This is a genomic window from Pantoea eucrina, from assembly GCF_002095385.1.
GTDB lineage: Bacteria > Pseudomonadota > Gammaproteobacteria > Enterobacterales > Enterobacteriaceae > Pantoea > Pantoea eucrina.
This window is the reverse complement of the sequence record NZ_MIPP01000051.1, coordinates 1-21,029: the sequence shown is the minus strand read 5'-3', so window position 1 is coordinate 21,029 and position 21,029 is coordinate 1. Positions and strand designations below refer to the sequence as shown.

Genomic DNA, 21,029 nt, shown 5'->3' with positions numbered 1-21,029 from the left:
GAGGTAATTCTTGTATTACGCAGGGTGCTAACAACTCACCATGAAAGGAACTGCTCGTTCACTCTTTAACTTTATCCGCTACCATCTAAAAGATGGTGCATCCAGGAGGATTCGAACCTCCGACCGCTCGGTTCGTAGCCGAGTACTCTATCCAGCTGAGCTATGGATGCATCGGAAATGGCGGTGAGGCGGGGATTCGAACCCCGGATGCAGCTTTTGACCGCATACTCCCTTAGCAGGGGAGCGCCTTCAGCCTCTCGGCCACCTCACCTTACGCGTTCTTCCGAACCGTGCTTCTGAACTTGTTTCTGCTCATCGGCACTGCGTGGCGCACATATTACTTTCCCGGACTTATAAGTCAAACAATTTCTCCCGACTTTTTTCACTCACGCGTTCGATTGCACAAATGACGCACAATTCGGCTGATTTAACGGCGAAAAGGGTGATTTATCAACAGCAAAAGCCAGAGCAGTAATGAAAAAAGCGAGGAAGCTAAAACAGAAATAAACGGATGGAGGGAGCAGAAAGGTAGCGTCTCGCCCATGAGCGAGACGCTGAAAACGTTAGTAACCCGTGGTTTGTGTTTTTTCAGCCTGAATACGCTGATAAATCTCTTCACGATGTACCGATACTTCTTTTGGCGCATTAACGCCAATGCGGACCTGGTTACCTTTAACGCCCAGCACCGTTACAGTCACCTCATCGCCAATCATGAGGGTTTCACCAACTCGACGAGTTAGAATAAGCATTCTTTGCTCCTTGAAAGATTAAAAGAGTCGGGCCTGTTCGGGCTCCCGGCCATATCCATCATATACCGCTGAACAATACCTATGACAAATACACCATTGTGATTTGTCACACCAATACATTCTGCTGATAATCAGTTTAGCCGAAATACACTACATCGACCGGACTTTGTCATTACCTGGTGTCCATTGCACTAAAAAGCGCCGGAACAGACGTTCCTGGCGCTATACAACGCTTAATTTTAATTGTTACAGCCGGCTGCTTACCCACTCCTGTACGCCTGCCAGCGCGCCTGCCAGCGCCTGCGGATTGGTACCGCCCGCCTGCGCCATGTCAGGACGTCCACCGCCTTTTCCGCCCACCTGAGCGGCCAGCGCGCTAATCAGCTCACCTGCTTTCACGCGGTCGGTCAGATCTTTAGTTACGCCTGCAATCAGCGAAACCTTACCTTCTGCTACCGTGGCCAGTACGATCACGGCAGACCCAAGCTGGTTTTTAAGGTCATCCATAATCGTACGCAGCATTTTCGGTTCAGTGTTACTCAGCTCACTTACCAGCAGTTTAGCGCCCCTGATTTCAATGGCGCTGCTGCTCAGCGATGCGCTCTCCTGGGCTGCCTGCTGATCGCGTAGCTGCTGCAGCTCTTTCTCCAGCGCGCGTACGTTATCCACCAGACCGCGCACCTTCTCACTGAGGTTGCTGCTGTTGGCCTTCACCACCTGAGCAATGTCAGCCAGCTGATCGCTCTGTGCATGCAGCTGAGCAATTGCCGCTTCACCGGTCAGCGCTTCGATACGACGAATACCGGCAGCCGTGCCCGACTCAGACTGAATGCGGAACAAGCCGATATCACCCGTGCGCGCAGCGTGCGTACCGCCACACAGCTCCACTGAATATTCGCCCATGCTGACCACGCGCACCCGCTGATCGTACTTCTCGCCAAACAGCGCCATCGCCCCACGCGCTTTAGCCTCTTCCAGATCCATGATATCGGTCTGAATCAGCAGGTTGCGGCGGATCTGTGCATTGACGATATCTTCAACTTCACGGATCTGCTGCGGCTTCATCGCTTCAGAATGCGAGAAGTCAAAGCGCAGATATTTATCGTTATTCAGCGAGCCTTTCTGCCCGACGTGATCGCCCAGCACTTCGCGCAGTGCTTCATGCATCAGGTGCGTTGCTGAGTGATTCAGGCGAATACGTGCCCGACGCGCTTCGTTTACCTGCGCCTGCAGCGCATCACCGATACGCAGCTGACCATGAGTGAGCTTACCGATATGTCCCAGTGCTTTGCCATACTTTTGCGTATCCTGCACGCTAAATTCAGCATTCTGCCCTGTGAGTACGCCAGTATCCCCCACCTGCCCGCCTGATTCACCGTAGAACGGCGTAGCGTTCAGGATCACGACGGCATCCTGTCCAGCGGTGATCTGTTCCACTGACTGACCATCAACAAACAGTGCTTCAATCGTGGCGTTCAGCGCCAGCTCTTCATAACCTTTAAATTCGGTTACGGCATCAACGCGAATAACGCTATTGTAGTCCGCGCCAAAGCCGCTGGCTTCGCGCGCACGCTGGCGCTGCTGCTCCATAGCGGCTTCAAATCCCGCCTCATCAATCTTCAGATTGCGCTCGCGACAAACGTCAGCGGTTAAATCCGCCGGGAAGCCAAAGGTGTCATAAAGACGGAAGACGGTTTCACCATCCAGCGTGTCGCCGCTCACTTTTGCCAGCTCATCATCCAGCAGCGCCAGACCACGCTCCAGCGTTTTAGCAAACTGCTCCTCTTCCGCTTTCAGCGCATTTTCTACCAGTTTCTGCTGACGCTTCAGATCTTCACCCGCAGCGCCCATGACCTCAATCAGCGGTGCCACCAGCTTATAGAAGAATGCTTCTTTCGCGCCCAGCATGTTGCCGTGGCGGACCGCACGACGAATGATGCGACGCAGCACATAGCCACGGTTCTCATTCGATGGCATGACGCCATCGGCAATCAGGAAGGCGCAGGAGCGGATATGATCTGCGATAACGCGCAGCGATTTGTTATTGAGGTCGCTTGCGCCAGTGACCTGAGCAACAGATTTGATCAGCTGCGCAAAGAGATCGATCTCATAGTTGGAGTTCACATGCTGCAGGACTGCCGCGATACGCTCCAGCCCCATGCCGGTATCCACCGACGGCTTAGGCAGCGGTTGCATGGTGCCGTCAGCCTGACGGTTGAACTGCATAAACACGATATTCCAGATCTCAATATAGCGATCGCCATCCTCTTCCGGGCTGCCCGGCGGGCCTCCCCAGATATGGTCGCCATGATCGTAGAAAATTTCAGTACAGGGACCGCACGGACCGGTGTCGCCCATCTGCCAGAAGTTATCAGATGCGTATGCGCTGCCCTTGTTGTCGCCAATACGAATAATGCGTTCGCGCGGCACACCGATCTGGTCAGCCCAGATATCAAAGGCTTCATCATCGGTTTCGTAAACGGTTACCCATAAACGCTCTTTTGGCAGGCTGAACCACTGCTCACCCGTCAGCAGTTCCCAGGCATAAGCAATCGCCTCCTGCTTGAAATAGTCGCCGAAACTGAAGTTGCCCAGCATTTCAAAGAAGGTGTGATGGCGTGCGGTATAACCCACATTTTCCAGATCGTTATGCTTGCCGCCTGCGCGCACGCAGCGCTGCGAGGTAGTCGCACGCGTGTAATCACGCTTGTCCTGGCCAAGGAAAACGTCTTTGAACTGCACCATGCCGGCGTTGGTAAACAGCAGCGTTGGATCGTTATTCGGTACGAGGGAGCTGCTGGCTACAACCTGATGTCCCTTGCTATGAAAAAAGTCGAGAAACGCTTGACGGATCTCAGCAGTGCTCTTGCTCATAAAATTCCTGGAATCACGCTAACGAACGTTCCCTTTCGCTGACAAACCCTGTCTATCCGGCCCGTCGCTGACTGAGGAACAAAAAGTGGGAATAAGATAAAATTTCTGCAATAGGAAGTAAAATCACATTGCCTTTCAGTCGTCACTATTTCTGAAAACCGCCTGAATATCTTCCATCATAAAGCCTTTTGTCATCAGAAAACGCTGTACTTTGCTTTTTTCTGCCCAGGTTTGCGGCAGCGGCTCGCCAAACTTGCGTCTGGCAAGCTCTGCAGCACACGCTGTCCAGTCTACGTCACTTTCTGCCAGCGCCTGATTGATCTCGTCGCGTCCGATGCCTTTTTGCTGCAGCTCCATCCTGACGCGCTGCGGACCATATCCTTTGCGCGCCCGGCTCTGGATAAAACGCTCAGTAAATCGATTATCGTTCAGCCAGCCATTTTCCTGACACCAGTCGAGCACTTTTTCCAGCAGCTCATCCGGAATCGGGATATTTTCCTGCTGCTGCAGATAGGCCGCACGCTGACCGGAGAGCTGCAGTTTGCGCTTCAGCTCGCTGCGGCTGTGATCGCGCTGTGAAAGCAGGCGCATAGCGCGGTCAAGTAAACGGGAGAAGTCAGGCACCGGTGCCTGTGATGATGTTGATGACATACACATTAGCCTTACTGTTGGTAACGGACAGGGTAAAGCATGGGGGGCAGAGAGCGGAAGGCGTGCAGAGGAGTAAAAAAGAACACGGGAGCATTGCTGCTCCCGCTGATATTAAAAATCTTCGTTAGTTTCGCCTGCTTTTTCAAGCTCAGCGTCAGAAGGCTCTTTAGTATTTGCCTCTGCTGTCGCACCTGTCAGCAGCGCCTCACGCAGTTTGCTGTCAATCTCGTTCGCAATTGCCGGGTTCTCTTTCAGGAAGTTGGTCGCGTTTGCTTTACCCTGACCAATCTTATCGCCGTTGTAGCTGTACCACGCACCGGCTTTTTCCACCAGCTTGTGTTTCACGCCCAGGTCTACCAGCTCACCAAAGGTGTTGATCCCTTCGCCATACATGATCTGGAATTCTGCCTGCTTAAACGGTGCAGCGATTTTGTTCTTCACCACTTTCACGCGCGTTTCGCTACCTACCACTTCGTCGCCCTCTTTGATCGCACCGATACGGCGGATATCAAGACGAACGGAGGCGTAGAACTTCAGCGCGTTACCACCGGTGGTGGTTTCCGGGTTACCGAACATCACACCAATTTTCATACGGATCTGGTTGATGAAGATCAGCAGCGTATTGGACTGTTTCAGGTTACCTGCCAGCTTACGCATCGCCTGGCTCATCATTCGTGCCGCCAGACCCATGTGCGAGTCACCGATCTCACCTTCGATTTCCGCTTTAGGCGTCAGCGCCGCAACGGAGTCAACGATGATGACATCAACGGCACCTGAACGTGCCAGCGCGTCGCAGATTTCCAGCGCCTGCTCACCGGTATCCGGCTGTGAACAGAGCAGATTATCGATATCCACGCCCAGCTTTTTCGCATAGACCGGATCCAGCGCATGCTCAGCATCGATAAAGGCGCAGGTTTTACCTTTACGCTGTGCAGCCGCAATAACCTGCAGCGTCAGCGTGGTTTTACCAGAAGCTTCCGGTCCGTAGATCTCTACGATACGGCCCATCGGCAGACCACCCGCACCCAGTGCGATGTCCAGCGACAGGGAGCCGGTAGAAATGGTTTCTACATCCATCGAGCGGTCTTCACCCAGACGCATGATGGAGCCTTTACCAAATTGTTTTTCAATCTGGCCCAGTGCGGCAGCTAAAGCCTTCTGTTTGTTCTCGTCGATCGCCATTTACACTCCTAATCATGCCGGGTGAGCAAACACTGGCTGTGTCCGCTCGTTCTGTTGCCAATAATTATACTGTATAATCATACAGTATCAAGCCTAATTTATCAGAAATTGATCAAGCAGCGTCTGCAGCGCCCAGGCCACCGACTGACGCCGCACCGCCTCGCGATCGCCTGCAAAAACACAGCGTTGCGCAAAGATACCTTCCGGTCCGGCAAGGGCAAACCAGACGGTGCCCACGGGTTTATCTGCGCTGCCGCCGCCCGGTCCTGCAATGCCGCTTACAGCGATCCCATAAGGTGCCTGCGCCGCCTGACACGCGCCTGCCACCATCTCACGTACCGTCTCTTCACTCACTGCGCCATAGCGCGCAAGCGTGCTCGCCTGCACGCCTGCCATCTGCTGCTTGGCACTATTACTATAGGTGACAAATCCGCGCTCAAACCAGGCAGAGCTGCCGCTGATATCTGTGAAAACTTTGGCAATCCAGCCGCCGGTACAGGATTCAGCCGTCGTCACGCTGGCGTGGCGCGCTATGAGCTTTTCGCCAATCTGACGGCTTAACTGCTGCAGCTGTTCATCATTCATCGCTTTCTCCTTTTGCGGCGCAACGTTAGCAGTAAATGGAGCGGCAGACGGCGCTTTTCAACCAGCAGCAGTGAAATTTGCGCCCCTGCTTCCGCTGCCTCCGGTCCGGTTTCATGCCATCCTGACCGGATGCGGGGAAGCGCACAGCAGCGTGCCGTTGCCGCGTGCCGGATCGGCCGGAGTCAGTACCGCTTAATCAAGCATAGTCGCGATCTGTGCCAGGCAGGCCCTGACGTTCAGCAGTGAGTGAGACCGGAGGTGTTCAGTACAGAGGGTGGCGCAGCAGGAACCGAAAGCGGGAGGCGTAAATACCTTCAGGGTAAAAAACAGGACGGCCTGCGCCGTCCGGCCATCAGCTCTTTTTCACAAACTCAGATTTGAGTTTCATCGGGCCAAAGCCCTCGATTTTGCAGTCAATATTGTGATCGCCTTCAACCAGACGAATACTTTTGACCCTGGTACCGATTTTCAGCACCGAAGAGCTGCCCTTTACCTTTAAATCTTTGACCACGGTGACGCTGTCGCCATCTGCCAGCATATTGCCATTGGCATCGCGTACCAGCAGCGTATCGTTCGCTTCTGCCGCGCTGGCAGACCAGATATGGCCGCACGACGGGCAGTTGAGGTTGTCGCCATCCTGCCAGGTATAATCAGCCTGACACAGCGGACAGGCGGGTAAATGCTCCATAAGTGCTCCTGATAATCTGCATGCGGTGAAATGGCACCGCAAAGAGGGTGCCATATTATATCCTCACACTTTATAAGGACAGCATTAAAGCAGATTGCCCTGCCGCGCTTTGGCTACCTCCTCTCCCAGCTGCCATACGGCCATCGCGTAATGGGTGCTGTGGTTATAACGCGTAATCACATAGAAGTTAGGCAGGCCGTACCAGTACTGATAGCTGGTGCCCAGATCGAGCCGCAGCAGGCTGGCTTCGCTGTTGCCATTCAGTGAGCCCTGCGGGATCAGACCGCTCGCCGCCAGCGTGGCAACCGGATAACGCGTTTTGAAGCCATTCTCCAGCGCGGGTGCCTGTCCGCTCGCCGGTACGGCGACTGTCTCACCGCTGCGCCAGCCGTGCGCTTTGAAATAGTTTGCGACGCTGCCAATCGCATCAACCGGATCCCAGAGATTGGTATGACCATCTCCGTTGAAATCCACGGCGTACTCTTTATAGGATGAGGGCATAAACTGACCATAGCCCATTGCCCCGGCAAAGGATCCGCGCAGATCCAGCGGATCGTCCTGTTCGGTGCGCGCCATCAGCAGAAACGTTTCCAGCTCGCTGCTGAAATAGGCGGCGCGGCGCGGATAGTTAAACGAGAGCGTCGCCAGCGCATCCAGCAGACGGGTTTTGCCCATCACCCGGCCCCAGCGCGTCTCAACGCCGATAATGCCGACGATAATTTCCGGCGGTACGCCATAAACCTGCTGCGCCCGCTGCAGAGCATCTTCATACTGATTCCAGAACGCTACGCCATTCTGTACGTTATCGGGCGTGATAAATTTTTTCCGGTAGCGCAGCCAGGCGCCGTTTGGCCCCGCTGGCGGCGTATAGCTCGGTGCCTGCTGATCCATCAGGCGCAGTACGTAATCAAGCCTCTTTGCCTGGCCGATAACCGCATGCAGCTGATCGCGATCAAAACCATGTTTCGCTACCATCCGATCGATAAATTGTTCTGCTGCCGGGTTGCCGGCAAAGTCACCAAACATCGGCTGAACCGCATGCGACGAATCCAGCAGGAAGCCGCCTTTAGGTGCCGGCACAACATCGCCTTGCTGATGAGGCGCAGGCTTGCTGCTGCAGGCAGCAAGCAGGAAAAAAAACGGAATGAGGGCAACCTTAATACGCATTAGATATCCATAAGCGAGCAAAAAACCTGAACGCATATGGTAGTCGTTCAGCGCATTAACGGACAGAGTAATGTCGTAACTTTACGCGGTGTGTGCGCCCCTCAGGACGAGGTGGCGCACGTAACGGTTCAGGGTACCAGCAGCACTTTGATCGATTCGCGACCTGATGCCATCGCAAACCCCTGCTCCCACTCCGCCAGCGGAAAGCTGTGCGTAACAATGCCTTCTGCGGTGAACCATTTTTTCTCAAAAAAGCTGATGACCGTTTCATAGCAGTGCGGGCCAAGATGTGAGCCGCGCACATCCAGCTCTTTGCGGTCGCCAATGATCGACCAGTCTACCGTTGCAGGCTTACCGAACACGCTGAACTCGACATAGCGGCCCATGCGCCGGATCATCTGCAGTCCCTGATTAACTGCCAGTGGGTTGCCGGTCGCCTCTATATAGATGTCGCAGCCGTAGCCGTCAGTGAGTTTGCGCACCTCCGCATCCACATCCTGCTCCAGCGGGTTGAAAACCAGATCGGCCCCCAGCTTTTTCGCCAGCGTCAGACGTTCCGGAATGGTATCCAGTACAATAAACAGCTTGGGGTTTTTGAGGCGGATAGCCTGAATCATGCCGGTGCCGAGCGGGCCAGCCCCCGCCAGCACCACCACATCATTGAATTCAATCGCCGCGCGGTTCACCGCGTGGACCGCACAGGCGAAGGGCTCAATCAGCGCGCACTCTTCGTGCGTCAGCGTATCAGGAATTTTATGCACCCGGCTGTTGGCTTTGAACAGCATATATTCGGTCATACCGCCATCAGAGTCCTGCGTCTGAAAGCCGTAGATGTCGTGCTTTTCGCACATCCAGTATTTGCCATCTTTGCAGAAGCGGCACTGATTACAGGGAATAATCTGTTCAGCGATGACGCGGTCGCCAGGCGACACGCCAAAATGCTCCAGCGCGCCCTCGCCATATCCGACGACCGTGCCATAAAACTCATGCCCCACCACTACTGGCGTTTTAACCCAGGCTTTTTCCGGATTGCCATCTCCCCAGTACATTGGCGCACCGTGCCAGCAGTGGACGTCAGACGCGCAGATACCACATGCTCCCACTTTTACCAGCAGCTCGCGTGCTTTTGGCTCAGGCAGCGGTAAGGTTTCCAGGCGATAATCGCGCGGGCCATAGTTCACCAGGCTTTTGATCTGTTGCGGCAGAATATTCATAGCGTATCCTTTTCGATAAATGTTAACGTCAACATTGAATGACAGAGAGATAGCCCGCAGGCTATCTTAACGGTGTGCTTTACGCTTAACGGAACTCAGCCAGATCGCGCCCAAAATGATCCCGCCTTTAATCACAATCTGCACATAGGGTGAAACCCCCATCAGATTCAGGCCATTATTGAGAATGCCGAGCATCATCGCGCCCACCAGCGTCCCAAGAATGGCACCTTTACCGCCAGCTATTGCCGCCCCGCCCAGCACGACAGCAGCGATCGCATCCAGCTCAAATCCGTTACCGGCGTTGGGCTGTCCGCTCATCAGACGCGAACTGAGCACAATACCGGCCACCGCCGCTGTGAGTCCGCTAATGATATATACCCAGAGCTTGGTGCGTGAAACACGGATACCGCTCAGGCGCGCGGCCTCTTCATTGCCGCCCAGAGCGTAGACGTGACGACCAAAGGGCTTCTGGTGCAGCAGGATCCACGCCAGCAAATAGACCACCAGCATGATTAAAATGGGCACCTGAATACCCAGCAGGCTGGCACGGCCAAACATCATGAAGCTTTCCGGCAGGCCGGAGATGGGATATCCCCCGGTATACATCAGCGCCAGTCCCCGTGCGATCCCCATGCTGGCGAGCGTAACGATGATGGGCGGCATCCGCAGCCAGGCGATACAGCCGCCGTTCAGGGCGCCAAAGCCCATACCGATCAGCAATCCGGCCAGCACCGCCAGCGGCATCGGAATTCCCGCCACCATCAGACCGGCGGCCACGGTGCCGGAGAGCGCCATCACCGATCCCACCGACAGGTCGATCCCGCCAGTTAAGATGGCACAGGTCATTCCCACGGCAATAATGGCGTTGATAGAGACCTGACGCGCCACGTTGCTGAGGTTGTTCGCGGTCAGAAAGCTATCGTTGAGAAAAATCATCACAATAAACAGCAGCACAAAACCGACAAACGGCAGGAAGGCGGGATGGTGCAGACAGCGGTCAAGCCGGCCGCGCCTGCGCGACGTTTGTGACAGCATGGAATTAGAGAGAATACTCATGATGCGTTCCCCGTAGCGTGTAGCATGATGGTTTCAGCGTTGATTGCCGTATCGTGAAGCTCCTGCGCAATATGTCCGTTGCGAAACACCAGCACCCGGTGGCAGAGGCCAATAATCTCCGGCAGCTCAGAAGAGATGACGATGATGGCGATGCCCTTACGGGTCAGCTGCTGCATCAGCTGATAAATTTCCATTTTTGCCCCCACATCGATACCGCGCGTGGGTTCGTCAAAGATCAGCACCTTGCAGTCATTATTCAGCCAGCGCGCAATGACCACCTTTTGCTGATTGCCGCCGCTAAGCGTATTCACCTCCTGCTCCGCTGACGGCGTTTTCACGCCAACCCTGCGGATAAGATCGCTGACCACTTCACGCTCGCGCACATGGTGCAGAAATCCGCCGTGGGTGATCTGCCGGTTCAGCGTGATGTTATGCGCCACGCTAAACGGCAGTACCAGCCCTTCGGTTTTGCGGTTTTCCGGCAGCAGTCCGATCCCCTGCTCTAAGGCATCGGCGGGCGTACGCAGCCGCAGCGGCTCGCCATTCAGGCGTACCTCTTTTTGCCAGCACGCCTGTGCACCCAGCATCGCGCAGGCGGTTTCGGTGCGGCCCGATCCCACCAGCCCGGCAAAGCGAGAATTTCTCCGGGCCAGAGCTGAAAAGCGTCTGCGGGTCCCTGCCGCTGGCGCTGCAGATTGACGTCCAGCAGCGGTAGCGTTGCCGCCGGCAGCGGCAGCTTATCGGGGAAATGCTGTGCCACCTGACGGCCCACCATCATTTTTACCAGCTGCTCGCTGCTGCAGTCGCTCACCGGGAGAGTGCCAACATAGCCTCCGTCGCGCAGTACCGTAATGGTGTCGCACACTGCAAAGATCTCCTCCAGATGATGCGAGATGAACAGCATACCCACCCCCTGCTGTCGCAGGTCGCGCATCACCCGGAACAGATGCTCAGCTTCACCCGGCGTCAGCGTTGCCGTAGGTTCATCAAGGATCAGGATCCGCGCATCCAGCGCCAGCGCTTTGGCAATCTCAACAAACTGCTGCTGCGCCACGCTGAGGTGCGTTACCGCAATGTCCGGATCGAGTTCAACCCCCAGCCGCGCCAGCAGCGCCAGCGTACGACTGCGCATCGTCTGGCGATCCAGCCATCCCCAGCGGGTACGCTGTTCGCGATTCAGAAAAATATTCTCGACGGCATTAAGACCCGGTATCAGCGAGAACTCCTGAAAGACAATTCCCACGCCAGCTGTTATCGCCTGACGATAGCCAGCAAACTGCTGCGGCCGATCATCGATAGCGATTTCGCCGCTGTCAGGCTGATAAATACCGCTCAGGATCTTCATCAGCGTGGATTTACCCGCCCCGTTTTCACCGAGCAGCGCATGGATTTCACCGGCGTGCAGCGTCAGGTTGATGTTGTTTAACGCGCGTACACCCGGAAATGATTTACTGATTCCGCTGAGTTGCAGTAACGGCATGGCAGCGCCTCCCCGGAGTGATTACCAGCTAAAGCCGCTGGCGTTCTCTTTCGTGATCAGTTTTACGTCAAGCGGTACTGCAGCCGGCACCTGACTTCCCCAGTGCTTCGCCATCGCCACGCCCAGCCCCAGCCGTACCATGTCACGCGGGAACTGCGCAGAAGTTGCAATAAACGGCGATCCCGCTTTCTCAATCTCTTTCACCGCTTCCGGCTGACCATCGACGCTGACCAGTTTCACATCTGCGCCGTTCGCCTGAATCGCCGCCAGAGCCCCGAGCGCACCGGTATCGTTGACGCTAAAAATGCCGGCCAGATCCGGCGCTGCCTGCAGCATATTTTCGGTAACGCTTAGCGCAGTATCACGCTCCTGTTTGCCGTTCTGACGGTTAACGATTTTGATGCCGGGATATTTCTTCATTGCATCTTCAAACCCTTTAACGCGTTCGATGATCGGCACCACCGGAATACCATCAAGAATGGCGACCTTACCTTTACCGCCCAGCGCTTTCGCCAGAAACTCTCCGGCCTGCAGGCCGGCATCATAATTTTTGGAGCCAACAAAAGAGTCGATTGGGCCTTTAGCCTGAGCGTCAATCGCCACTACCACTACGCCCGCTTTTTTTGCCTCGTTTACCGCGTTTTCCACCCCGTTGGTGTCCGCCGGATTAATCAGCAGGATGTCGACTTTTTTCTGCAGCATATCTTCAATGTCGTTGATCTGCTTTGAGACATCGTGACGGGCATCTGCCTCAATCACCGTAGCCCCCATGCTGCCGGCTGCAGCCTTGAGCGCTTCCTGCATGGTGACAAAATAGGGGTTATTCATCTCCTGGAAGGACATGCCGATAGTCAGCGGCTTTGCTATCGCCAGTGCAGATGCCAGCATTAAAGGGGTCGTTACACAGAGCGCCAGCAGGGTGTTCAGTTTGCCTTTCATAATTTTCTCCGGGTCTTTTCAGTTAACTGCTTATCGTCGTTACGAAATAAAGCCGGTACAGGAACACTGCGCAACCACACCTGAAATGTTGACGTTAACATAAAGATAAAAACGTCCTGTATGCCAGGAATACGCTATCTGAGGATTGTTAAATTCATCGCCACAGACATGAGATCAAAATTTAAACACCCTAAATGACAACGTCAACATTCTCAGATGGACAAGTTTAAGATCCTTGCGGCAAGTCACATCTTATTAACATCGCTTTCAGTGTTGTTACAGAAAAAACCCGGCAGGCGTCTGAAACTAAAGGTTTTTCAGGAAGCCATTAAGCATCACGCGGGTTTCGTAGGGACGGCCCTCAATAGCGGAGATGATATTTTCTGACACCACCCGCGCCCACTGGCCGGTATCATGAGCGACATAAGGAATAACCTGATTAAAATCTTCGGCGCAGGGTACTTCATCAACAGAGATAAAGCCGGTGTCGTGCATTCCCCACTTGTTGGCCAGATTAATAGCCGCCAGTGTAATCATGCCGTTTAATCCGACAATTGCATCGTAGCGTTCATGGGTGGTAGAGAACCATGACTGAATCATCGCCTTAGCATGTTCGTAGCGGTAGTCGGTATAAAGCGTGTGCAGAGTAACGCGCTCGTCAATCCCGCTTCGGATCCCGTCAATACGCTGCCGGGTAATGTGAGAGTGTTCGCTGCCGCCAATGACCAGCACATTGCGAAACGCTTTTTTCATTATCGCTTCTGCAACCAGCTCACCGGCACGGCTGTTGTTGATATAGACCGCCGGCAGCAACGTATCAAACTGACGATCCAGCTGGATAAGCTGGCTTGAGGAGTGGCGCACCACGTCGATATGGCTTTTATCGTAGCGGTCAGAATCCTCCACTACCGACAAAATAATCCCGGCCGCTTTATAGCTGACCAGCGTCTGCAGCGCGCGCGCCTCAATCTGCCGGTTGCCGTTCGTGGTAAAGAACATGACCGAATAGCCTTTGGCATCTGACAGGCGGCACACCTCTTTGATGATATGGGAATAAACAATATTAAAGGTATCGTCGGTAACCACGCCGATAATAGGGCTCTGGCTGGCTTTGATATTGCGGGCAAACGCGTTAGGCACATAGTTAAGCGTGCGTGCTGCGGCCAGGATCCGCTCGCGCGTTTCGGGTTTAACCTTATCAGGGGCAGTAAACACGCGTGAAACGGTAATATTGGTTACGCCGGCAATCTGCGCAATATCTTTAATTGTGGCCGCTTTGGTACTTTTTCGGGTCATAACATTCGCTATCGGCAGTGTCAGCAGGAGTAACGCGATGGTATCAGCTTTCGTGAAATGTTGACGATGACATTTTGCGCCCTCAGCGCAGAAACAGTACCGGCTCATTCTGCAATTCTGAAGCCTGCCCGAAGAAACAGCCCTGCGCGCCGGTTTTCCTGCTATACAGACTCCGTTATCATAATCAGCACGTACTCGTGAACACATTCAGGTTACTGCCCGCCCTTCAGCCAGCCTCTGGCAACCACGCTGAGCCTTAAGAGGGGCAGATAAAATAGAATCAGAATCATGTATCGCGCTGCTTATGTTTAAACATGGACACCCTAATACTATGAGTACATTAGAGAATATCAGCGCTCACACGCCAATGATGCAGCAGTATCTGCGCCTGAAAGCCGATCACCCTGACATCCTGCTGTTCTACCGCATGGGCGATTTCTACGAGCTGTTCTTTGATGATGCAAAGCGCGCCTCGCAGCTGCTGGAGATCTCCCTGACCAAACGGGGTGCTTCAGCCGGTGAGCCCATTCCGATGGCCGGTGTGCCCTATCACGCCGTAGAGGGCTATCTGGCAAAGCTGGTTCAGCTGGGTGAGTCAGTGGCGATTTGCGAACAGATCGGCGATCCGGCGCTGAGCAAAGGCCCGGTTGAGCGCAAGGTGGTACGGATTGTCACCCCTGGCACTATCAGCGATGAAGCGCTGCTGCAGGAGCGCCAGGATAACCTGCTGGCCGCTATCTTCCAGAGCCAGCGCGGCTTTGGCTACGCCACGCTGGATATCAGCTCCGGGCGTTTCCGCCTGAGCGAACCGGGCGACGCTGAAGCGATGGCAGCAGAACTCCAGCGCACGAATCCTGCGGAGCTGCTCTACCCTGAAGATCTGCAGGCGATGTCGCTCATTGACCAGCGCCGCGGGCTGCGGCGGCGTCCGCTGTGGGAATTTGAGATCGACACCGCGCGCCAGCAGCTGAATCTGCAGTTCGGCACGCGCGACCTGCGCGGATTTGGCGTGGAGCAGGCACATCTGGGGCTGCGCGCTGCGGGCTGTCTGCTGCAGTATGCCAAAGATACCCAGCGTACCACGCTGCCGCACATTCGCTCCCTGAGCATGGAGCGCCAGCAGGATAGCGTGATCATGGACGCGGCCACGCGCCGTAATCTTGAAATCACCCAGAATCTGGCCGGCGGGATCGATAACACGCTGGCAGCGGTTCTGGATAAAACCGTCACGCCGATGGGCAGCCGTATGCTGAAGCGCTGGCTGCATATGCCGCTGCGCGATCTTACGACAATCGTCCGGCGTCAGGATGCGATTGCAGAATTGCAGTCGCTGAGCGACGCGCTGCAGCCGGTCCTGCGTCAGGTAGGCGATCTGGAGCGCATACTGGCACGCCTGGCGCTGCGCACCGCGCGCCCGCGCGATCTGGCGCGCATGCGGCATGCGTTTCAGCAGCTGCCGGAAATCAATCAGCTGCTGGCCGGAGCAGAGGCGGAACGGCTGGTGAGCCTGCGCACGCAGACGGGCGAGTTTGCTGAGCTGCGTACGCTGCTGGAGCAGGCAATTATTGAATCACCGCCGGTGCTGGTGCGTGACGGCGGCGTCATCGCGCCTGGTTACAACGCTGAACTCGATGAGTGGCGGGCGCTGGCTGACGGTGCCAGTGACTATCTTGACCGGCTGGAGATCCGCGAGCGGGAAAAACTGGGGCTGGATACGCTGAAAGTCGGCTTTAACGCGGTACATGGTTACTACATTCAGGTCAGCCGCGGTCAGAGTCACCTGGTGCCAATCCACTATGTGCGCCGCCAGACGCTGAAAAACGCCGAGCGTTATATTATTCCTGAGCTGAAAGAGTATGAAGATAAAGTTCTGACCTCTAAAGGCAAAGCGCTGGCGCTGGAAAAAGGCCTCTATGAGGAGCTGTTCGATCGCCTGCTGCCGCATCTTGAAGCGCTGCAGCTGAGCGCGGCCGCGCTGGCCGAGCTGGATGTACTCGCCAGCCTGGCAGAGCGCGCCTGGACGCTGAACTACTGCCGGCCGGTGCTGCAGGAGAAAGCGGGTATCCGCATTACCGCAGGCCGGCATCCGGTGGTGGAACAGGTGCTGAAAGAGCCCTTTATTGCCAACCCGCTCTCGCTGTCGATGCAGCGGCGCATGCTGATCATCACCGGACCAAACATGGGCGGTAAAAGCACCTATATGCGTCAGACCGCGCTGATTGCGCTGATGGCGTGGATAGGCAGTTTCGTACCGGCTGAAGAGGTCGTGATTGGTCCTGTCGATCGCATCTTTACCCGCGTCGGTGCGGCAGACGACCTTGCCTCCGGCCGCTCAACGTTTATGGTTGAGATGACAGAAACCGCCAATATTCTGCACAATGCGACGGAAAATAGCCTGGTACTGATGGATGAGATAGGTCGCGGCACTTCAACCTATGATGGCCTGTCACTCGCCTGGGCTTGTGCCGAAAGCCTTGCCAGTCGCATCAAAGCGATGACGCTGTTTGCCACCCACTATTTCGAGCTGACCACGCTGCCGGAAAAACTGGAGGGTGTTGTGAATGTGCATCTGGATGCGGTTGAACATGGCGATACCATCGCTTTCATGCACAGCGTGCAGGAGGGTGCCGCCAGCAAGAGTTATGGCCTGGCGGTTGCGGCGCTGGCGGGCGTGCCAAAAGAGGTAATCAAGCGCGCGCGGCAGAAGCTGAAAGAGCTGGAGGCGCTTTCCGGCAGTCAGAGCGCCTCTGCAGATGGCGGTGCGCAGCTGCCTCTGCTGGTGGCAGAGACCTCGCCGGCGGTGGACGCGCTGGAAGCGCTGGATCCTGACAGCCTGACGCCAAAGCAGGCGCTGGAGTGGATCTACCGGCTGAAAAGCCTGGTCTGATCGCAGCAAAAAAAAACGGTGACCAGACAGGTCACCGTTTTTGCTGCTGATTATGGCTTATTCACGAAACAGTGCTTCGATATTGAGGCCCTGTGTCTGCAGGATTTCCCGCAGGCGACGCAGCCCTTCCACCTGAATCTGACGAACGCGCTCGCGGGTTAACCCGATTTCGCGACCCACATCTTCCAGGTTGCCGCTTCATAGCCTAACAGGCCGAAACGACGCGCCAGCACTTCACGCTGCTTAGCATTGAGTTCAAACAACCACTTAACGATGCTCTGTTTCATGTCATCGTCCTGCGTGGTGTCTTCCGGGCCGTTGTCTTTCTCATCGGCCAGGATATCCAGCAGCGCTTTTTCGGAATCACCACCCAGCGGGGTGTCAACCGAGGTAATACGTTCATTGAGACGCAGCATACGGCTCACGTCATCAACCGGCTTGTCCAGCTGCTCGGCAATCTCTTCCGCACTCGGCTCGTGATCGAGCTTGTGTGAAAGTTCACGCGCGGTACGCAGGTAAACGTTCAGCTCTTTGACAATATGAATCGGCAGGCGAATTGTACGGGTTTGGTTCATGATAGCCCGTTCAATAGTCTGACGAATCCACCAGGTAGCGTACGTTGAGAAACGGAACCCGCGCTCCGGGTCAAATTTCTCTACGGCACGAATCAGGCCGAGGTTACCCTCTTCAATCAGGTCCAGCAGGGCCAGACCACGATTGCTGTAACGACGGGCAATCTTCACTACCAGGCGTAAGTTACTTTCGATCATGCGGCGGCGAGAAGGAATATCGCCTCGTAAAGCACGACGCGCAAAGAAGACTTCTTCTTCTGCCGTCAGCAACGGGGAATAACCGATCTCTCCGAGGTAGAGCTGCGTCGCATCCAATACTCGTTGCGTCGCACCCTGTGACAACAGCTCTTCTTCTGCTACTTCGCTATCACCAGGTTCGTTCTCAACAAGAGCTTTCTCATCGAAAACTTCAGCTCCGTTCTCCTCGAATTCCGCATCTTCATGTAACTCATTAACTTTCAGCGTATTCTGGTTCATAAGCGGCTCCTACCCGTGATCCAAGGGCAGAACACCAAAGGTTCTGCCGGATTATCGCTGCGGTAAATAACGCAACGGATTTACGGATTTCCCCTTGTAACGAATTTCAAAGTGCAATCTAACTGAACTGGTACCGGTGCTACCCATGGTAGCTATCTTTTGCCCCGCCTTAACTTCCTGTTGTTCCCGGACCAGCATTGTATCGTTGTGGGCGTAGGCACTCAGATAATCATCATTATGCTTAATGATGATCAAATTACCGTACCCGCGTAACGCGTTACCTGCGTACACCACCCTTCCCGATGCGGTAGCGACAACAGATTGTCCGCGAGACCCGGCGATATCGATACCTTTGTTTCCGCCTTCCGCAGCAGAGAAGTTATCGATGATCTTGCCATCAGTCGGCCAGCGCCAGCTCCCCACCGGGGTTGAGCTATTTGAGGTGCTGCTGACTGTAGGCGGTGCGGTAACCGGAGCTGTGGTCGTTGCCACATTAGTTGCTCCTTTCGACGGTAGCATTTTTCCACCTGTCGAACCTGAATCATCAGAATACGTAATAACAGGTTGCTGTGCAACAGCAGGGGATTTTATTTGCGTTTGCGCCGTTGTTCCGGTGGCTCCGCTCTGGCTGGCATCGGCTGCTGTAATCGCATTTCCACCGGTAATTGTCTGACCGTTACCGTTGCCTACCTGCAGGGTTTGCCCTGCGCTCAGGCCGTATGGCGCGGGAATATTGTTGCGCTGAGCCAGATCGCGGAAGTCATTGCCGGTGATCCAGGCAATATAAAACAGGGTATCGCCATGTTTGACGGTATAGGTTTCACCGCCGTAGCTGCCTTTCGGAATATTCCCGTAATTGCGGTTGTAAACAATGCGTCCGTTTTCAGTCGCTACATTATTACTGGCACTAATCATTCCACCCGCAGGAGCAGCAGAAGATGTATTACTGCTTAACATTCCGCCCTGTGGCATAGCGGGCACCGGCGAACTCTGCCCGGAAACCATACCACCCCCTTGTGGAGCGACCATACCGCCGCCATTATTACTGCCAACCTGACTGATAGGCGCCTGCGTATTATCGCCAGAGCTACAGCCAGCCAGCCAGAAACCTACCAGTGAGACTGCCGCCAGACGGCGTAATTGAAATGCGGTGCTTCCTGTGCTCATTGCTCCCCCGTGATGGCAATACTGGTCAGAACTCTCTCGCGGCCTGAACCGCATAAATCTCTACGCGAATAGGCTCAAACGCGCATCGGTATCGAAAAAGAGGATAGTAACAATATCACCTGCGCCATGCCACGCTGTGATTGTGAAGAAATACGTAAGATCGCCCTTACGCCAGGTCACCCTGCACCAGCGGAACAAAGCGTACCGGCTCGATAATCTCTTCCGTCAGCTCGCCCTTGCGGCGGCGCAGACGCTTAAGCACCTGATGGTCCTCCCCCACCGGCAGCACCATTCTGCCACCCTCACCCAGCTGTGCTATCAGCGCAGTCGGAATTTCGGGGGGCGCTGCGGTAACAATGATGGCATCAAACGGCCCGCGCGCGGGCCAGCCGAGCCAGCCATCACCGTGCCGGGTAGAGATATTATGCAGGTCGAGCTGCTTCAGACGGCGTTTAGCCTGCCACTGCAACCCTTTGATGCGCTCAACGGAACAGACGTGATTGACCAGATGCGCCAGAATAGCGGTCTGATAGCCGGAGCCGGTGCCGATTTCCAGTACGCGGGAGTGCGGGTTCAGCTCCAGCAGCGCGGTCATACGCGCCACCATATAGGGCTGGGAAATGGTCTGTCCGCTGCCGATAGGGAGTGCCATGTTGTCCCACGCCTTGTGCTCAAACGCTTCATCTACAAAGCGCTCACGTGGTACATCCGCAATCGCCTGCAGCAGACGCTCATCTGTAATGCCCTGCGCCCGCAGCTGGGCTAACAGCGTGTCGATGCGCCGGTTTATCATGCCAGTGAGACCTCTGCCTGCAGCAGCCAGTCATGCAGCACGCTCTGCGCGGCGTGTGCGGTGAGATCGACATGCAGCGCCGTCAGCGAAACATAGCCGGCGTCTACGGCGGCAAAATCGGTGTCGGGGCCGGCATCAAGCTGTTTGCCTGGCGGGCCTATCCAGTAGAGCGGCTGGCCGCGCGGATCTTCAGTGCAAATCACCTGATCTGCCGGATGGCGGCTGCCGCAGCGCGTGACGCGAAAACCTTTAATCTGCGCCAGTGGCAAATCGGGCACATTAATATTGAGGATACGTCCGGTACGCAGCGGTGCCCGGGAGAGCGCACGCAGCAGCACGCAGGTTACGGCTGCCGCACTGTCATAGTGCGTATGACCATTCAGCGACACCGCCAGCGCCGGCAGGCCGAGATGGCGCCCCTCCATCGCAGCTGCAACGGTACCGGAATAGATCACATCATCGCCCAGATTGGGACCGGCATTGATGCCTGAGACCACAATGTCAGGACGCGGTTGCATCAGCTTATTCACGCCGAGAAAAACGCAGTCGGTGGGTGTCCCCATCTGTACAGCGATATCGCCGCTGGCATGCGTGAAGGTACGCAGCGGCGTTTCCAGCGTCAGTGAATTTGAGGCACCGCTGCGGTTGCGGTCGGGTGCCACCACCTGTACCTCAGCAAATTCCCGCAGCGCGTGCGCCAGCGTCTGAATGCCGGGCGCATGGATTCCATCGTCGTTACTCAGCAATATCCGCATCTGTTTCTGACCTTTGTTCATTCACCGGTCCCCGCCAGCCGATGCCGGCTGTGCGAAAAATCGGGCGTAGTTACGCCAGCGGCCGGTGAGACAGGGATAGATGCATTCTAGCGATGAGGCGTGGGAAGTGGTAGACGTAAATCGTGACAGAGGCAGGGTTTGTCTCTGCAGTGGTCAGAACCCGGCCAGCGGCCGGGTGAATTAACGCGCCGGGCGTCAGCGCTACTCGTCGCCGAGCGGTGCCGCAGCGCCGTTGCTCAGCAGCTCGCGCACCAGGCTGGTGGCGAAGCTGCCGGCGGGCAGCCAGAACTGCAGGGCCAGCGTGGCGTCATCCTGCCACTGCCACTGCAGATTATCCGGCACCACCAGCATCGCGCGGCGGCAGTATCAACCCGTTCACGCGTCAGCAGCGTCAGCAGTGCCGGCGACTGCGCCAGCCTGCTGCTGCTCGAATCGCGGCAACCTCTCCCTGCCGTGCCCGCCTCACCGCGTCCCGC

General features: G+C 55.7%; 16 protein-coding genes, 2 tRNA genes and 2 pseudogenes. 1 reads left to right on the top strand and 19 read right to left on the bottom strand.

The genetic code is table 11. The features are described 5' to 3' along the window. Positions 1 to 93: 93 nt before the first annotated feature. The 14 genes and pseudogenes from HA43_RS16660 to HA43_RS16595 form a co-directional block, all read right to left on the bottom strand. Positions 94 to 170 (bottom strand) — tRNA-Arg (locus HA43_RS16660). Between the two features lie 8 nt (positions 171 to 178). Continuing rightward, positions 179 to 271, bottom strand: a tRNA-Ser gene (locus tag HA43_RS16655). A gap of 292 nt (positions 272 to 563) precedes the next feature. Beyond that, positions 564 to 749, bottom strand: coding sequence for a carbon storage regulator CsrA (gene csrA / locus HA43_RS16650; protein WP_039379826.1), 186 nt, complete (start codon positions 747 to 749; stop codon positions 564 to 566). A gap of 246 nt (positions 750 to 995) precedes the next feature. Further along, positions 996 to 3,623 (bottom strand): alanine--tRNA ligase, encoded by a 2,628-nt coding sequence (gene alaS / locus HA43_RS16645; protein ID WP_094112165.1) that lies wholly within the window; start codon positions 3,621 to 3,623, stop codon positions 996 to 998. A 135-nt stretch (positions 3,624 to 3,758) separates the two neighbouring features. Further along, the gene (locus HA43_RS16640; protein ID WP_223811772.1) at positions 3,759 to 4,274 is read right to left on the bottom strand and encodes a regulatory protein RecX; all 516 of its coding nucleotides are present in this window, start codon (positions 4,272 to 4,274) and stop codon (positions 3,759 to 3,761) included. 111 nt (positions 4,275 to 4,385) lie between these two features. Then, positions 4,386 to 5,456, bottom strand: coding sequence for a recombinase RecA (recA, locus tag HA43_RS16635; protein WP_039379830.1), 1,071 nt, complete (start codon positions 5,454 to 5,456; stop codon positions 4,386 to 4,388). A 93-nt stretch (positions 5,457 to 5,549) separates the two neighbouring features. After that, positions 5,550 to 6,041 carry a nicotinamide-nucleotide amidase gene (gene pncC / locus HA43_RS16630; RefSeq protein WP_039379832.1) on the bottom strand — a complete coding sequence of 164 codons (492 nt, stop codon included), beginning with the start codon at positions 6,039 to 6,041 and terminating at the stop codon, positions 5,550 to 5,552. Between the two features lie 352 nt (positions 6,042 to 6,393). Continuing rightward, positions 6,394 to 6,729 (bottom strand): zinc ribbon domain-containing protein YjdM, encoded by a 336-nt coding sequence (locus HA43_RS16625; protein WP_094112164.1) that lies wholly within the window; start codon positions 6,727 to 6,729, stop codon positions 6,394 to 6,396. Positions 6,730 to 6,813: 84 nt separating this feature from the next. Beyond that, the gene (gene mltB / locus HA43_RS16620) at positions 6,814 to 7,896 is read right to left on the bottom strand and encodes a lytic murein transglycosylase B (RefSeq protein WP_094112163.1); all 1,083 of its coding nucleotides are present in this window, start codon (positions 7,894 to 7,896) and stop codon (positions 6,814 to 6,816) included. A gap of 128 nt (positions 7,897 to 8,024) precedes the next feature. After that, positions 8,025 to 9,110 carry an alcohol dehydrogenase catalytic domain-containing protein gene (locus tag HA43_RS16615; RefSeq protein ID WP_094112162.1) on the bottom strand — a complete coding sequence of 362 codons (1,086 nt, stop codon included), beginning with the start codon at positions 9,108 to 9,110 and terminating at the stop codon, positions 8,025 to 8,027. A gap of 66 nt (positions 9,111 to 9,176) precedes the next feature. Continuing rightward, entirely contained in the window at positions 9,177 to 10,166 is a 990-nt protein-coding gene (locus tag HA43_RS16610) for an ABC transporter permease (protein WP_052246438.1), read from the bottom strand. Next, a pseudogene (locus tag HA43_RS16605) lies at positions 10,163 to 11,646 on the bottom strand (sugar ABC transporter ATP-binding protein). Before HA43_RS16605 ends, HA43_RS16610 begins: the two are co-directional and overlap by 4 nt. Positions 11,647 to 11,667: 21 nt before the next feature. Continuing rightward, positions 11,668 to 12,534, bottom strand: coding sequence for an ABC transporter substrate-binding protein (locus HA43_RS16600; RefSeq protein WP_369826801.1), 867 nt, complete (start codon positions 12,532 to 12,534; stop codon positions 11,668 to 11,670). A 357-nt stretch (positions 12,535 to 12,891) separates the two neighbouring features. Further along, the gene (locus tag HA43_RS16595; protein WP_039385624.1) at positions 12,892 to 13,881 is read right to left on the bottom strand and encodes a LacI family DNA-binding transcriptional regulator; all 990 of its coding nucleotides are present in this window, start codon (positions 13,879 to 13,881) and stop codon (positions 12,892 to 12,894) included. A gap of 331 nt (positions 13,882 to 14,212) precedes the next feature. Here HA43_RS16595 and mutS point away from each other — a divergent pair, with 331 nt between their 5' ends. Continuing rightward, positions 14,213 to 16,768, top strand: a complete 2,556-nt coding sequence (mutS, locus tag HA43_RS16590) for a DNA mismatch repair protein MutS (protein ID WP_094112160.1) — start codon at positions 14,213 to 14,215, stop codon at positions 16,766 to 16,768. Positions 16,769 to 16,825: 57 nt separating this feature from the next. On the opposite strand, the pseudogene rpoS reads toward mutS, so the two are convergent. The 5 genes and pseudogenes from rpoS to HA43_RS19455 form a co-directional block, all read right to left on the bottom strand. Next, positions 16,826 to 17,817: pseudogene (gene rpoS, locus HA43_RS16585) on the bottom strand (RNA polymerase sigma factor RpoS). 51 nt (positions 17,818 to 17,868) lie between these two features. Continuing rightward, complete coding sequence (nlpD, locus tag HA43_RS16580; protein ID WP_094112159.1) at positions 17,869 to 18,984, bottom strand: murein hydrolase activator NlpD; 1,116 nt, start codon at positions 18,982 to 18,984, stop codon at positions 17,869 to 17,871. A gap of 166 nt (positions 18,985 to 19,150) precedes the next feature. Then, positions 19,151 to 19,777, bottom strand: a complete 627-nt coding sequence (locus HA43_RS16575; RefSeq protein ID WP_094112158.1) for a protein-L-isoaspartate(D-aspartate) O-methyltransferase — start codon at positions 19,775 to 19,777, stop codon at positions 19,151 to 19,153. Continuing rightward, positions 19,774 to 20,532: a 5'/3'-nucleotidase SurE gene (gene surE / locus HA43_RS16570; RefSeq protein WP_039385625.1), complete on the bottom strand. Its 759-nt coding sequence runs from the start codon at positions 20,530 to 20,532 to the stop codon at positions 19,774 to 19,776. The genes HA43_RS16575 and surE overlap by 4 nt, the downstream gene beginning before the upstream one ends. Before the next feature lie 222 nt (positions 20,533 to 20,754). Then, positions 20,755 to 20,904, bottom strand: a complete 150-nt coding sequence (locus HA43_RS19455) for a hypothetical protein (protein ID WP_425298530.1) — start codon at positions 20,902 to 20,904, stop codon at positions 20,755 to 20,757. Positions 20,905 to 21,029: the final 125 nt, after the last annotated feature.